This is a genomic window from Alishewanella jeotgali KCTC 22429 (genome assembly GCF_000245735.1).
Taxonomy (GTDB): domain Bacteria; phylum Pseudomonadota; class Gammaproteobacteria; order Enterobacterales; family Alteromonadaceae; genus Alishewanella; species Alishewanella jeotgali.
The window spans coordinates 1-13,535 of sequence record NZ_AHTH01000051.1 but is presented as its reverse complement, the minus strand read 5'-3'; the positions used below and the strand labels follow the sequence as shown (position 1 = coordinate 13,535).

Annotated in this window: 13 protein-coding genes; 7 read left to right on the top strand and 6 right to left on the bottom strand. The window is 52.1% G+C overall.

The window, feature by feature from the left end; all coding sequences use genetic code 11:
- Positions 1 to 50: 50 nt before the first annotated feature.
- Genes rluB through AJE_RS16190 form a run of 6 tightly spaced genes read right to left on the bottom strand, consistent with a single transcriptional unit; the run spans position 51 to position 6,092 of the window.
- Positions 51 to 1,037, bottom strand: a complete 987-nt coding sequence (gene rluB / locus AJE_RS16215; protein ID WP_008951752.1) for a 23S rRNA pseudouridine(2605) synthase RluB — start codon at positions 1,035 to 1,037, stop codon at positions 51 to 53.
- A complete protein-coding gene (gene scpB / locus AJE_RS16210) occupies positions 1,037 to 1,630 on the bottom strand; it encodes an SMC-Scp complex subunit ScpB (RefSeq protein WP_008951751.1) in 594 nt (197 codons plus the stop codon). The genes rluB and scpB overlap by 1 nt, the downstream gene beginning before the upstream one ends.
- Positions 1,630 to 2,451: a segregation and condensation protein A gene (locus AJE_RS16205; RefSeq protein WP_008951750.1), complete on the bottom strand. Its 822-nt coding sequence runs from the start codon at positions 2,449 to 2,451 to the stop codon at positions 1,630 to 1,632. The genes scpB and AJE_RS16205 overlap by 1 nt, the downstream gene beginning before the upstream one ends.
- A 13-nt stretch (positions 2,452 to 2,464) precedes the next feature.
- Positions 2,465 to 3,085 carry an L-threonylcarbamoyladenylate synthase gene (locus tag AJE_RS16200; protein ID WP_008951749.1) on the bottom strand — a complete coding sequence of 207 codons (621 nt, stop codon included), beginning with the start codon at positions 3,083 to 3,085 and terminating at the stop codon, positions 2,465 to 2,467.
- Positions 3,082 to 4,032 carry an RNase RNM gene (gene rnm, locus AJE_RS16195; RefSeq protein WP_008951748.1) on the bottom strand — a complete coding sequence of 317 codons (951 nt, stop codon included), beginning with the start codon at positions 4,030 to 4,032 and terminating at the stop codon, positions 3,082 to 3,084. The genes AJE_RS16200 and rnm overlap by 4 nt, the downstream gene beginning before the upstream one ends.
- 56 nt (positions 4,033 to 4,088) lie before the next feature.
- Complete coding sequence (locus AJE_RS16190) at positions 4,089 to 6,092, bottom strand: DUF3857 domain-containing transglutaminase family protein (protein ID WP_008951747.1); 2,004 nt, start codon at positions 6,090 to 6,092, stop codon at positions 4,089 to 4,091.
- A gap of 238 nt (positions 6,093 to 6,330) precedes the next feature.
- Between AJE_RS16190 and AJE_RS16185 the strand changes: the two genes are divergently transcribed.
- From AJE_RS16185 to trpA, 7 genes are all read left to right on the top strand, one after another.
- On the top strand, positions 6,331 to 6,516 hold the full coding sequence (locus AJE_RS16185; RefSeq protein ID WP_008951746.1) for a DUF6435 family protein: 186 nt from the start codon (positions 6,331 to 6,333) through the stop codon (positions 6,514 to 6,516).
- 312 nt (positions 6,517 to 6,828) lie between these two features.
- Complete coding sequence (locus AJE_RS16180; protein WP_008951745.1) at positions 6,829 to 8,451, top strand: anthranilate synthase component 1; 1,623 nt, start codon at positions 6,829 to 6,831, stop codon at positions 8,449 to 8,451.
- A gap of 1 nt (position 8,452) precedes the next feature.
- Complete coding sequence (locus AJE_RS16175) at positions 8,453 to 9,052, top strand: aminodeoxychorismate/anthranilate synthase component II (protein WP_008951744.1); 600 nt, start codon at positions 8,453 to 8,455, stop codon at positions 9,050 to 9,052.
- A 4-nt stretch (positions 9,053 to 9,056) separates the two neighbouring features.
- The gene (trpD, locus tag AJE_RS16170; protein WP_008951743.1) at positions 9,057 to 10,094 is read left to right on the top strand and encodes an anthranilate phosphoribosyltransferase; all 1,038 of its coding nucleotides are present in this window, start codon (positions 9,057 to 9,059) and stop codon (positions 10,092 to 10,094) included.
- Positions 10,087 to 11,526 (top strand): bifunctional indole-3-glycerol-phosphate synthase TrpC/phosphoribosylanthranilate isomerase TrpF, encoded by a 1,440-nt coding sequence (trpCF, locus tag AJE_RS16165; RefSeq protein ID WP_008951742.1) that lies wholly within the window; start codon positions 10,087 to 10,089, stop codon positions 11,524 to 11,526. Before trpD ends, trpCF begins: the two co-directional genes overlap by 8 nt.
- Entirely contained in the window at positions 11,526 to 12,722 is a 1,197-nt protein-coding gene (trpB, locus tag AJE_RS16160; RefSeq protein WP_008951741.1) for a tryptophan synthase subunit beta, read from the top strand. Before trpCF ends, trpB begins: the two co-directional genes overlap by 1 nt.
- Before the next feature lies 1 nt (position 12,723).
- On the top strand, positions 12,724 to 13,524 hold the full coding sequence (trpA, locus tag AJE_RS16155) for a tryptophan synthase subunit alpha (protein WP_008951740.1): 801 nt from the start codon (positions 12,724 to 12,726) through the stop codon (positions 13,522 to 13,524).
- Positions 13,525 to 13,535 lie beyond the last annotated feature (11 nt).

Below are 13,535 nucleotides of genomic sequence, written 5' to 3'. Positions count from 1 at the left end.
AAAGTGGTCAGACCCTGATTATCCTGAGAGCCAGGGTCTGCTGTGAATAATTAGCCTCTACCTTCTCGGGTTGGGGTTTTGCCGGTTGGCTGCCGCTGTGTGCTGTTGCCTCTACCCGCCTGACCTTTAGTCGCAGTCGGTTTTTTGGCCGGCTCTGCCCGGTTGGGTTTTGCGCTGGGTTCAGTTTTTTTAGCGGGCGTTTTTTCGGCAATTTGATGCTTACGCACGGCCCGTTTCATGCTAGCCAGGCGGCGACGCCGCTCAGTGCGATCTTCCGGTTTTACCAGCGTGGCCACTTCATCTTTTAACCCGACCAGGTTACGCAGATAGTTGACTTCAGCAAGGGGATATTCGGTATAACCACCAGCAGGTAAGTGCTTAGGCAACAACAGATCACCATAGCGTACCCGGATCAGCCGGCTAACGACCGCGCCCTGAGATTCCCACATCCGGCGTACCTCACGGTTACGGCCTTCAGTAAGCACCACATGGAACCAGCGGTTAATCCCCTCGCCCGGCAGCGCTTTAATGCGTTTAAAGTTAGCTTTACCGTCTTCCAGTTCCACCCCGGTGCGCAGACGCTGGATCATGGCATCGTTAATCTCACCGAAAACCCGCACCGCATATTCGCGCTCGACTTCAAATTTAGGGTGCATCAGGCGGTTAGCCAGCTCACCGTCAGTGGTGAACAACAGTAAACCTGAGGTATTGATATCCAACCGGCCGATGGCAATCCAACGTGCGCCCTTGATATTCGGTAAGCGCGAGAATACCGTGGGCCGCCCTTCCGGATCGGTACGCGAACAAATCTCGCCCTCGGGCTTGTGATAAGCCAGTACCCGGCAGACTTGCTGCTCTTCGCTTGCCACCTGCACCGGATGACCATCAACGCGGATCGCCTGAGTCGGGGTAACCCGATCACCCAGGCTAGCCGGTTTACCATCCACGGTCACGCGGCCACGACTGATGTAGTCTTCCATTTCGCGGCGCGAACCGATGCCGGCCCGGGCCAAAACTTTCTGTAATTTTTCACTCATTAGTGGAGCTCTCCTGTCATCCCGACGGTGGTTAATAATTCCGCTTCTGCCGGTTGCAAGGCTGCAAACTCGGCTAATGGCGGTAATTGGTCTAAATGGCGTAAGCCAAAGTAATCTAAAAAGGCCTCAGTAGTGGCATAAAGCCCGGGCCGACCCGGTACTTCTTTGTGGCCGACCACCTTGACCCAGCCGCGTTCGGTCAATGTGCGCATAATCTGGCTACTGACCGATACGCCACGAATTTGTTCAATTTCACCGCGGGTAATGGGCTGACGATAAGCAATTAAGGCTAAAGTTTCCAGCACCGCACGCGAATAACGCGGTGAACGCTCGGGCCAGAGTCTGGCCAGCGGTTCGCTTAATTCAGGGCGGGTTTGAAACCGGTAGCCACTGGCCGTTTCCATCAACTGGATGCCACGGGCACTGTAATCGTCCTGCAGTTGTTTCAGACATTGTAGCAGCCGTTTCGCGCTGACGTTAAAGCCCTCCAGCACGGTAGCTTGCAATTCGGCGCGGCTAAGGGGCTTTTCGGCAGCAAAGATCGCGGCTTCGACAAGTTGCAGTAATTGAATGTCGTTAATTTTCTGCGCCATTATGCCTCACTTAGCGCCAGTTTGACATGAATTTGTGCATAAGGCGCCACCTGGATCAGCTCTACCAGCTTTTCTTTGGTTAGCTCCAGGATTGCTAAAAAGGTCACTACCACGCCTTCCCGGCCTTCAGTTAAGTCAAAGCACTCAGCGAACTCCAGATAACCCTGCCGCTGCTGCAGTAAATCCAGAATACGGCTCATCCGCTCCCGGGTCGACAGATGTTCACGCTGAATATGATGATGCGCCAGCGCCTTGCTACGCTTGACTATGTCATTTAAGGCGCTGATCAGCTCAGTGAAATCCACATCCGGTAAAATCAATAACGGGCTGAAATTATCAGCCAGGCTGGCCTGGGCAGTAAAATAGTCGCGCTCATCGCGCGGTAAGACATCCAGATCGGTCGCTGCCTGTTTAAAGATTTCATATTCCTGTAAGCGGCGCACCAGCTCGGCGCGTGGGTCGTGCTCATCGTCTTCCAGGTTAGTGATTTTCGGCAACAGCAGGCGCGATTTAATTTCCGCCAGCATAGCGGCCATTACCAGATATTCGGCTGCCAGCTCGAAATTCAGCTCCTGCATCAGCTCAATATATTCCATATATTGCAGGGTAATTTCGTTTACCGGCAAATCGACCAAATCAAACTTATGTTTGCGAATTAAATACAGCAGAAAATCCAGTGGCCCCTCAAAGGTATCCAGCAGAACTTCAAGCGCATCTGGTGGAATATAGAGATCTTCCGGCCGCTCCAGTACCGCCTCACCGCGGACAAAGGCCAGCGGTAACGGCTGTTGTATCGTTAACGGCGGTAGCTGCTCAGCCATCTTAGATCAGGACTTATCCAAACGGCCGGCTATCGCCACGGCCCTGACGAATAATCTGCGGTGCGTCTTCCGATAAGTCGACCACTGTGGTTGGGTCTTCACCGATAATGCCGCCATGCAGAATCAGATCGACCTGCCGCTCCAGCTGATGCCGCATCTCATCCGGATCACTCTCGGCAAATTCCTGACCGGGTAAAATCAAACTGGTGGTCAATAAAGGCTCGGCCAGCTCTTCCAACAGCGCCAGCGCGATTTTATTTTCTGGAATGCGCAGGCCGATGGTCTTCTTCTTTTCATTTAACAGCCGACGAGGCACTTCTTTGGTGCCGCGTAAAATAAAGGTGTAGGCACCGGGGGTGTTATTTTTAATCAGTCGAAAGGCGGTGTTTTCCACCTTGGCATATACCGACAACTCCGACAAATCGCGACACATCAGTGTAAAGTGGTGTTCACCGCTGACCTGACGGATTTGCATAATGCGATCCATAGCGGTTTTATCGCCCACATGACAGCCAAGCGCATATCCACTGTCGGTTGGGAAAATCACCACACCGCCTTTCTGGATAATTTGCACCGCTTGCTTTAACAGACGCTGCTGCGGGTTTTCCGGGTGAATATGAAAAAACTGGCTCATGTTGGCGTATCCATGCTGATAGTTGATGCAGCGGACTTGGCCGCTGTACGGTTTAGTTCTGACTCTGGTTCTGCCTGGGGTTCTGCTTTGGATTCTGAGACTGCGCGTTTCGAGCTCAGGCCCCAGCTGGCCCAAACGGGCGTGACGTCGTCTGGTAAATATAGATGCTTTCCGAGTTCATTCCAAGCTGTTGGTTGATGAAAATCTGAGCCTACAGAAGCAGTTAGCTGATGTTGCTGGCAAAGCGCCCATAGCTCGCGCCGCTGCACCGGCGTTTGCTGCGGGGAAATAATTTCCATCGCATCGCCGCCGGCTGCTGCAAAATCGGTGACCAGGCGCTTTAAATAGCGGCCGTTCAGGTTGTATTTTAACGGGTGCGCCAGCACAGCCTGGCCGCCGGCATCATGGATCCATTGCACTGCACTGGCTAAATCGACCCAATTATTGGGTACATAGCCGGTTTTGCCGCGTGCCAGGTACTTTTTGAATACCGCATTCATCGAATCGGCACGGCCGGTTTTCACCAGAAAGCGCGCAAAATGACTGCGGGTAATGGCGCCGTCGCCAACCTCTGCCAACACTGCCTCTAATGCGCCCGGAATTTGCGCTTTTTCCAGCCGGCGAGCCATTTCCTCGGCCCGCTCCAACCGCCGCTGTTGTTGTGACGCCAACCGCGCCAGGAACTGTGGGCAGTCCGGCTTGATATTTAAACCGACAATATGAATTTCAAACTCATGCCAGGCGGTAGAAATTTCTACACCGTTAATCAGCGTTAGCGGTGCCTGATTTTCTGTCAGCCAGTCCGCAGCCTGCGGCAAGGCACTCACCGTATCGTGGTCGGTAATAGCCAGCACATCCAGATTGCAGCTGATTGCCCGCGCCAACAGCTCAGCAACCGGCAACAGGCCGTCTGAGTGGTTAGTGTGGCTATGTAAATCGATTTTCATGCGTTCCCCTATTCAGGGGGCTATTGTCTCATAGATAGCGCTAAAGCCAAACCGCTTCAGGGCGTTTCGGCGGCTTTTAACATCTCACTTAGTCGCTGCCGTATATCCTTTAGTATCTCTGGTACCGGATCGGTTTTATCTATTACAACCGTGAAATACATGGCTTCACGTACTTTTTTAACTGCAGTGATAAAGTCCAGTGCCTGCTCTGGTGTGATGTGGTCACTTTTGCTTTGATAATGATGTACAGCTGTGATGCTATAAGCGCTGGTCTCTACTTGCCGCAGGTAAACAAAACCTGAGTTATCGATTTCTAACTGTAAATCGCCCAATTGCCATTGGATCGGGCTTGCCAGATCGAAATGGATCCGGTGTTGTACCCGGACGTTGGGCTCGATATAAAGTGGCATTTTACGCCGCGTATTTTTCGGTAACTGCGTAAAGCGCTCCAGAAAGTCGCCAAACAGCGACAACTCCTGCCTTGGTTCATTCTCATCCCAAAAATTGTCTATGATAAAGCTGGCAACTACCTGTACCTGATTGCTCTGTTTATCGTCTGATATAACGGGGTGTTCAACTAAATCAGCACCAGGATATTGCCGCTGGTAAACCCGTTCCAAATGACTCGCATATTCGGTCAGGCCATGTTGGTCCAGCATACCTCGGAAGGACTCAGCTTCGTATTGCTGGTAACTAATAGCTACTTTTAGCATAACGGGGTCGCCTACAGCACCGAGTTGATACCGCTCTTCTGATTCAATGATGCCATCCACACTGCTCGGCATCGGTATTGCCGTAAGGGTTGTTACGCCCTCTTTAATTAACAATGCTTGCTGAAAATACTGACGGCCTTTTTGCTCCAGAGTACCATATTGTTGGCTGCGGGTTCCGTCCAACCAATAGTCTTGGCCATTTAACGGCAAGTAGGTAATAACATGGTCAAATGCGATGGGGCCTGGTAAGCGGTGTTGAATCTGACCGCGCGTTGCACTTGAAACCAGAGCTGGATAGGCTTTGATGCCACCGGCTGCTAGCAAGGCAATCATCAGGGTGGTTTTATCTTTGCAATCGCCATACTTACGGGAAAACACCGTGTTGGGGGAAAAAGGTTGATGGCTATTCAAGCCTATTTCTATGCCAAAGTAACGAATGTCGTTCTGTACGTAACGGACAACTTTAGCGACATAGTCCTCCTGTGAACGGCTTTCTGCTAACCAGGTTTTCACTAACAGCTGTAACTCGCTATGCAGAGGTTCATTAAATTGATAGAGCGGCATCGCCCAGGCTACCACGTCCTGCCAACGACCAAACTCATTGAACTCGATAAAGTCATAGGGCATAAACCACTGCGGGTAGTTATCTTCTGCCTTTACTGCGGCAATATCACTCTGTTGCCACCGATACTCGTAGTGATTGCCAAGCTTACGTTGTTGCGGGATCACTGCGGCTTGATTGCTATAATAAGCCAGTTTTTCTGCGCTAGATAAGACTCTAAGCTGTAACTGCTGCACGGCGACAGACCAATTTAATGGGAAATAAACCGAGCGCTTGCCGCCATAGATCGGGTTGGTGCCGGTAATAGAGTATTGAATATCAAGCCTGTCACCCGGCTGCATGTCGCTTAGCAGCACCATGGCAGTAACATAGCCAGTATAGATCTGCCGTTCATGCTCTTGTTCGCGCTGCACCAAGCGAATATCGGCAATACCTAGTTGCTCTTTTGTGTCACCGTTGCGGGTTAACCGGATACTATGAAAAGTAAGTTGCTGATATTCAGGTGCGAAGCTGACCTGATACTGCGATGCTTGCTCTACCCCTTTACGGGTATTGGCCTGCATAGCGATATGGGAATAGGCTACCGGTTCTGTATTCAACCAATTGATTTGTTCATCAACAAGCAAATAGCTGACCGGTTCACTGGTTTCAGGCCTGGCCTGCTGCGTCGGTGAAGTCGTAACCCAGGCTGGTACCGGTTGCTGCTGATAGCTAAAGCCTGCAGTATTGGCATTGGCAGCAGCCTGCCAGACGAGCGACAGTAAAAGTATCAAAAAAAACCGCATTCGTTATTCCTTGTCTTCCCTGATTACGCTTTGTGAAAGCAGTATCGGCTAGTCAGTAGGTATAATACCTTAACAAAATCAGCACAATTTAATTTTGGATTCAGCTTATGCCGGAAGCGTCGGGTTTGGCAAGTTACTACTCCGAAATAACCGCTTCGAATATAAAAGTAGATTATAGAGAACTAGCAGCGGTGTATTGCCGTAACGGTGTGTACGAAGATTAAAAAGGAATCTGCAGATGTTTCGCTGGTTAAAACCCGATCCGGTAAAAAAATTACGTAAGGCCTACGATCAAAAACTCGAACAGGCGATGTACGCCCAGCGCAATGGCGATATGCGTTTATTTGCCGACCTGACGGCAGAAAGCGAGGAGCTTTGGCAGAAAATTGAGCAGTTGCAGCAACAACAAGCTGCCAACCAATAGAGCCGTCCAGACTTTTATACGTTTTTCTTTCTTGTTTTTGTGATTAAGGGCTTGACGCCAAGCCCGATTCGCGGTTTTATGTAGACGTTCAAGAATAAGGTAGTTAAAGCCAATGCAATTTCTAACAACGTTTTCACTGATCAACTGGTGGTGGCACATTCCCAACGGGCGTGTGTAGGCGTTGTATTCGCTTTAGAAACCCAGGCCCGTTTCCCCCGAAACGGGCTTTTTTTTGGGCGCAGTTTTGGGGTTAGCCGGCGACAAACCAATAGCAACAGGTTAACCAACTAAAAATTAAGGAAAATTATTAAGATGATTTTCAGCCATATCACAGACACCCCAGGCGAGGTGGCCAGTATTGCGCTAACGTTGCCCTATCAGCGCGATGCCTTAGCGGCTTATGCCAGCCTGTGTCAGGCCGACCGCTGCTCACTGCTGCTGGAATCAGCCGAGATTGACAGCAAAAACAGTGTCAACAGCCTGATGCTGATCGACGCCGCACTGCGTATTGAGTGTAACGGCCAGCAGGTGAGTATTACGGCGCTAAGCAGCAACGGCCTTACCCTGCTGCCCTTTTTAGCCGACCTGCTTAGCCCCATCGCCACCCTCACTTATCCACAGCACTCCGGTACCGGTCTGACCAGTAGTTATCCACAGCACTCCGGTACGGAGGCGGTGCTGTTAGCAGAATTTGCGCTGCCAGATCCGCTATTGGATGAAGTCAGCCGTTTAACGCAGCCTAATCCGTTTAGTGCGCTACGTTTAATACAGCAGCAATTGCGCAGCCAGGGTGATGAACCCTTTGCTATCTTTTTAGGCGGCGTGATTGGCTATGATATGGTGGCCAATATCGAGCAATTGCCCGAGGTGCCGGTAAAAGAAAATCAGTGCCCGGATTATCTGTTTTATCTGGCCGAAACTGCACTGGTGATTGACCATAAAGCGCAGCAAAGCCGCTTAGTGGGCAATGTATTTTGCGGCGAGGCGGCTCCTGCCAACTGCTTTGCCATTGGAAAACGGCTAGAGCAGTTAAAACAGCAGCTACTGCATAGCCAGCCATTGGCTGTGGGGCAAGCCGCCAGCAGCAAAGAGATTGCGGTTGATATTAGCGACGCCGATTTTGAAACCCAGGTCGAAACGCTAAAGCAACATATTGTCGCCGGCGATATCTTTCAGGTGGTTCCGTCGCGCTGTTTCTCGCTGCCCTGCCCTAAGCCGCTGCAGGCTTACGCCAAGTTAAAACAGCTGAACCCCAGCCCCTATATGTTTTATCTGCAAGACCCTAAGTTTTGCCTGTTCGGCGCCTCACCGGAGTCAGCGCTAAAGTTTAATGCCGCCAGCCGCGAAGTGGAGATTTACCCCATCGCCGGCACCCGCCGCCGCGGCTTTGCCGCCGATGGCAGTATTGACCGCGATCTGGATAGCCGCATTGAGCTGGAGCTGCGCCAGGATGAAAAAGAAAAAGCCGAGCATTTAATGCTGGTGGATTTAGCCCGCAATGATGTGGCACGCATCAGCACGCCCGGCAGCCGTTACGTGAAAGAATTACTAAAAGTCGACCGTTATTCCTATGTGATGCACCTGGTATCGCGGGTGGTGGGTGAGCTAAAACCGGAGCTCGATGCGCTGCATGCGTATCAGGCCTGTATGAATATGGGTACCCTGGTGGGTGCACCTAAGGTAAAGGCGGCTGAGCTTATTCGCGGTGTCGAAGGTAAAAAACGCGGTTCTTACGGCGGTGCTGTTGGTTACCTGGCCGGTAACGGCGATTTTGACAGCTGCATTGTGATCCGCTCAGCTTATGTCACAGATGGTATGGCTTATATTCAGGCCGGTGCCGGGGTGGTGTTTGACTCAGTGGCGAAGCTCGAAGCAGAAGAGACACGCAACAAAGCGCAAGCGGTGATTAACGCTATTCAGGCGGCGGGGTATTAAGATGAGCCAGAACCTTAATTGCACAGTGTTTCTGCTGGATAATATCGATTCTTTTACTTACAACCTGGTGGATGAATTTGCACAGCTGGGCGTAAGCTTAAAGCTGTACCGCAATACTGTCCCGGCCGATTATATTTTTGAAAAAATGCAGCAGGAAAAAGGCCCGGTGCTGCTGGTGTTATCACCCGGCCCGGGGGCGCCAGCCGATGCTGGCTCAATGCCGGCGTTATTAAAGCGCTGTGCCGGGGTGTATCCGGTGCTGGGGATTTGCCTCGGGCATCAGGCTATCGTTGAACATTATGGCGGTGTGGTCGGCCGCGCCGGCGAAACCGTACACGGTAAAACCTCGGCGATTAGTCTGGCAGAGCATCCGGTGTTTAACGGTTTACCACGGCCTTTCCCGGTGGCACGTTATCACTCGCTAATGGCGACGACACTGCCAGAGCAGCTTACACAAATTGCCAATGAGCGACATATTCCGATGGCGGTGATTAACGAGACTGAGCGGATGCTGGGCTTTCAATTTCACCCTGAGTCGATTTTAACTACGCTTGGCAAGCCGCTGCTTAAGCAAAGTATCGAATATTTATTAAGGAGTTAAGAGCATGACAGATCTTAACAACACAGAGGCAGGGGTTTTACCGCTGGTGCAACAAGCGCTGACGGGTAAAGCACTTAGCCGCGAGCAAGCCGAGCAATTCTTTAGTGCTGTGGTAACCGGTCAGGTCGATCCACTGCATTTAACCGCCATGTTAGCCGCCTTGAAAGTACGCGGTGAAAGCAGCGCCGAAATAACCGGTGCAGCCAGTGCATTACTGCAAGCCGCCGCGCCATTCCCGGCTACGACCAAACCGAGCATCGACTGCTGTGGTACCGGCGGTGATGGCAGCAATACTATTAATATCTCCAGCACTGCCGCTATTGTCGCTGCCAGTATGGGATTGCCGGTGGTAAAACATGGCAACCGCAGTGTGTCATCACGTTCGGGCTCTGCTGACTTGCTGGAACGGCTGGGGCTGAATATTCAGCAAAGTCCACAACAGGCAGCCACTATGCTGGCCGAGTCGCAATGTACCTTCTTATTTGCGCCCTTGTATCACAGCGGCATTAAGCATGCGATGCCGGTACGCAATGCGTTGAAAAGCAGAACTATTTTTAACTTGCTCGGGCCTTTAATTAACCCGGCGCGGCCTGCTTTTCAGCTACTTGGCGTCTACGATCCGGCGCTGTGCCGGGTGATGGCCGAAGCCTTACAGCAACTGGGTACTGAGCGCGCCTGGGTGGTGCATGGTAGCGGCTGTGACGAAGTGGCGCTGCATGGCAATACTTATGTCTGTGAGCTAAAAGACGGTGCACTGCGCGAATTTACGCTTACGCCGGAAGATTTTGGCCTGAATATGACTCCTCTTAGTGCCTTAGCTGGTGGCGAGCCGGAGCAAAATGCGGCAGCGACGCTGGCCATTTTGCAAGGCCGTGGCGAAGAGCCCCACAATCAGGCAGTAGCAGTAAATGTGGCGGCGATGCTAAAAATTGCCGGTTTAGGCCAGAATTTAAAAGTGAACACCCGAGCAGTACTGGAACAACTGGCCAGTGGTAAGGCGATGGCGACCTTGGAAAAAATGCAGGAGTTAAGCCGTGGCTGAACTGGTATTACACAATAAAACCATTACCGGGGTACTGGCGAAAATCGTCAGCCATAAGTTAACTGAAGTCTCGGTTATGGCGGAAGAGAGGCCACTGGAACACTTTATCGCCGGCGTTACCCCGACCAGCCGCGATTTTCTGGCCGCTTTGCAGCAGCCTGGCGCCCGTTTTATTCTGGAGTGCAAAAAAGCCTCGCCGTCAAAAGGCTTAATTCGGCCGGATTTTGATCTTAGCGCTATTAGTCAGGTGTACAACCAATACGCCGACTGCATCTCGGTGCTGACCGACAGCGAGTTTTTTCAGGGCAGCTATCAGTATCTGGAGCAGATGCGCGCCTTATCTGACAAGCCGCTACTGCATAAAGACTTTATAATTGATCCCTACCAGATCTACGCCGGGCGGGCTGCCGGTGCCGATGCGGTACTGTTAATGCTGTCGATTTTATCACCCCAGCAGTATCAGCTGTTAGCAGCCATTGCCGCCGAGCTGAATATGACGGTATTAACCGAAGTCAGTAACGAAGAAGAAACCTTACAGGCGGTGGAGCTTGGCGCCAAATTAATTGGGATCAATAACCGCAACCTGCGCGATCTGAGTACGGACTTAAATACCAGCTTTCGCCTGCGGCAGCTGATCCCAGCTGATCGCACTGTGGTATCGGAGTCCGGCATTTATCGTAATCAGCAGGTACGAGAGCTGCTGCAGGTCGCTGATGCCTTTTTAGTTGGCAGCTCACTGATGGCTGAAGCCGATCTGGCAGCTGCCTGTCAGCGGCTGATTATCGGCGAGCATAAAGTCTGTGGTTTAACCCGAATTGAAGATGTTAAAGCGGTGGCTAAAGCCGGCGCTTACTATGGTGGTTTAATCTTTGCCAAGGCGTCACCGCGCTATGTGACACCGGAGCAGGCGCAACAGCTGGTTCAGGCCGCTAAACTTCGCTTTGTTGGCGTTTTTGTCAATAGCCCGCTAGCTGAAGTGGCTGAGCTGGCTAAGGCACTAGAGCTGGCGGCAGTGCAGCTCCATGGCGAAGAGGATGATGCTTACCTTGCTGCCTTGCGGCCGCTACTAGCGGCAGATTGTCAGATTTGGCAAGCCTATCGGGTGCAAAACCGGCTACCAGCGTTTAGCCCACTGGCCGATAGGATCTTGCTGGACAGTTTTCATGCCAGCCAGCATGGCGGCAGTGGCTTGAGTTTTGACTGGTCGCTACTGTCAGCGCTTAACAGCGCACAACCTATTATGTTAGCCGGCGGCCTTAAGCCGGATAACGTGGCGCAGGCGCTGGCCTTACCGGTGGCGGGGCTGGATTTAAACTCCGGATTAGAGAGTGCGCCGGGCATTAAAGATCACACTAAACTGGCGGCGGCCTTTAGCGCCATCCGTCATTTCGATTTTCAGAGCAAAACCAATACTAAGGGTGAGCAGAACTGATGAGTGAGTTAAAACTAAACCCCTATTTCGGCGAATATGGCGGCATGTTCGTGCCACAATTGCTGGTACCGGCGTTAAAGCAACTGGAAGCCGCCTTTGTCGAAGCACAGCAGGATCCGGCCTTTTTAGCCGAGTTTCAGCAATTGCTAACCGAATATGCCGGCCGGCCAACGCCGCTGACGCTAACCCGTAACTTATCACCTAACCCGCTGGTTAAAATTTACTTAAAGCGTGAAGACCTGCTGCATGGTGGCGCTCATAAGACCAACCAGGTGTTAGGTCAGGCGCTGCTAACCAAACGCATGGGTAAAAAAGAAGTGATCGCCGAGACCGGTGCCGGCCAGCACGGTGTGGCCACAGCGCTGGCGTGTGCGCTGTTGGGCTTAAAATGCCGCATCTATATGGGTGCTAAAGATATTGAACGCCAGCAGCCGAACGTGTTTCGGATGAAGCTGATGGGCGCAACCGTGATTCCGGTGACGGCAGGCTCCGGTACGCTAAAGGATGCCGTAAACGAAGCGATGCGCGACTGGTCAGCTACCTATGAAACCACGCACTATATGCTGGGTACCGCAGCTGGCCCGCACCCGTTCCCCACTATTGTGCGTGACTTTCAACGGATGATTGGTGAAGAAGCCAAGCAACAGATCTTAAAAGCCGAGGGTAAATTACCGGATGCGGTGATTGCCTGTGTCGGTGGTGGCTCTAATGCGATTGGCATTTTCGCTGACTTTATTGCTGAAGCTGGCGTCAAACTGATTGGCGTCGAACCCGGTGGCATGGGTATTAACACTCATCAGCATGGTGCGGCGTTAAGTACCGGCAGCTATGGCATTTTGCACGGTGCCTATACTGCCATTATGCAAACCAGTGATGGTCAGATTGAAGAGTCGTACTCGATTTCGGCCGGTTTAGACTACCCGGCGGTCGGGCCACAACATACCTATCTGCAGCAAAGCGGCCGCGCGCAGTACGTGGCGATTAATGATGATGAAGCTTTGGCGGCGTTCCAACATCTGGCCAAAGCCGAAGGCATTATTCCGGCGCTGGAAAGCTCGCATGCGGTAGCGCAGGCGTTAAAAATTGCAGCTGATGCCACAGAGCCAATGGTGTTACTGGTGAACTTATCCGGTCGCGGTGATAAAGACTTGGCGCACGTGCATAGCGTGTTAGCGGCGCAGCAGGGAGGAGTATAAGATGCAGCGTTATCAACAAATGTTTCAGCGGCTTAATAGCGAGGGTCGTGGCGCCTTTGTGCCCTTCGTGACCCTTGGTGATCCGAACCCTGAGCTGTCGTTTGAAATTTTAAAAGCCCTGGTCGATGGCGGTGCCGATGCGCTGGAGCTGGGTATTCCGTTCTCTGATCCTATTGCTGACGGCCCAACAATTCAAAATGCCAATATCCGGGCGCTGGCCGCTGGCGTCACGCCGGCAGTCAGCTTTGAGCTGATTGAAAAAATCCGCGCCTATGCCCCGGCAGTACCTATTGGTTTATTACTGTATTCAAACCTGGTAATGGCTAAAGGCATTACTAAGTTTTACGAGCAAGCGGCGGCTGCCGGCGTCGACTCGGTACTGATTGCCGACGTGCCGCTGCATGAGAGTAAGCTGTTCCGCCAGGCCGCGATGGCACAAAACATCGCGCCGATTTATATCGTGCCGCCAAATGTCGATGATGATGACCTGCGCGCAATCGCTTCTTATGGCCGCGGCTATACCTATCTTTTAAGTCGCGCCGGCGTGACCGGTGCCGAAACCAAGGCCGCGATGCCAACCTCGGAGCTGATCGCGCGCATTCGTGCTTATAATCCGGCACCACCACTGCTGGGCTTTGGGATCTCCGCGCCTGAGCAGGTAAAAGATGCGATCCAAAACGGCGCTGCCGGGGCAATTAGCGGTTCGGCTATCGTCAAACTGATTGAACAACACCAACACGAGCCTGAGCTACTGCTCACTAAGCTTCGCGACTTTGTCAGCAAGATGAAAGCCGCCACCTGATTTGATCCGCA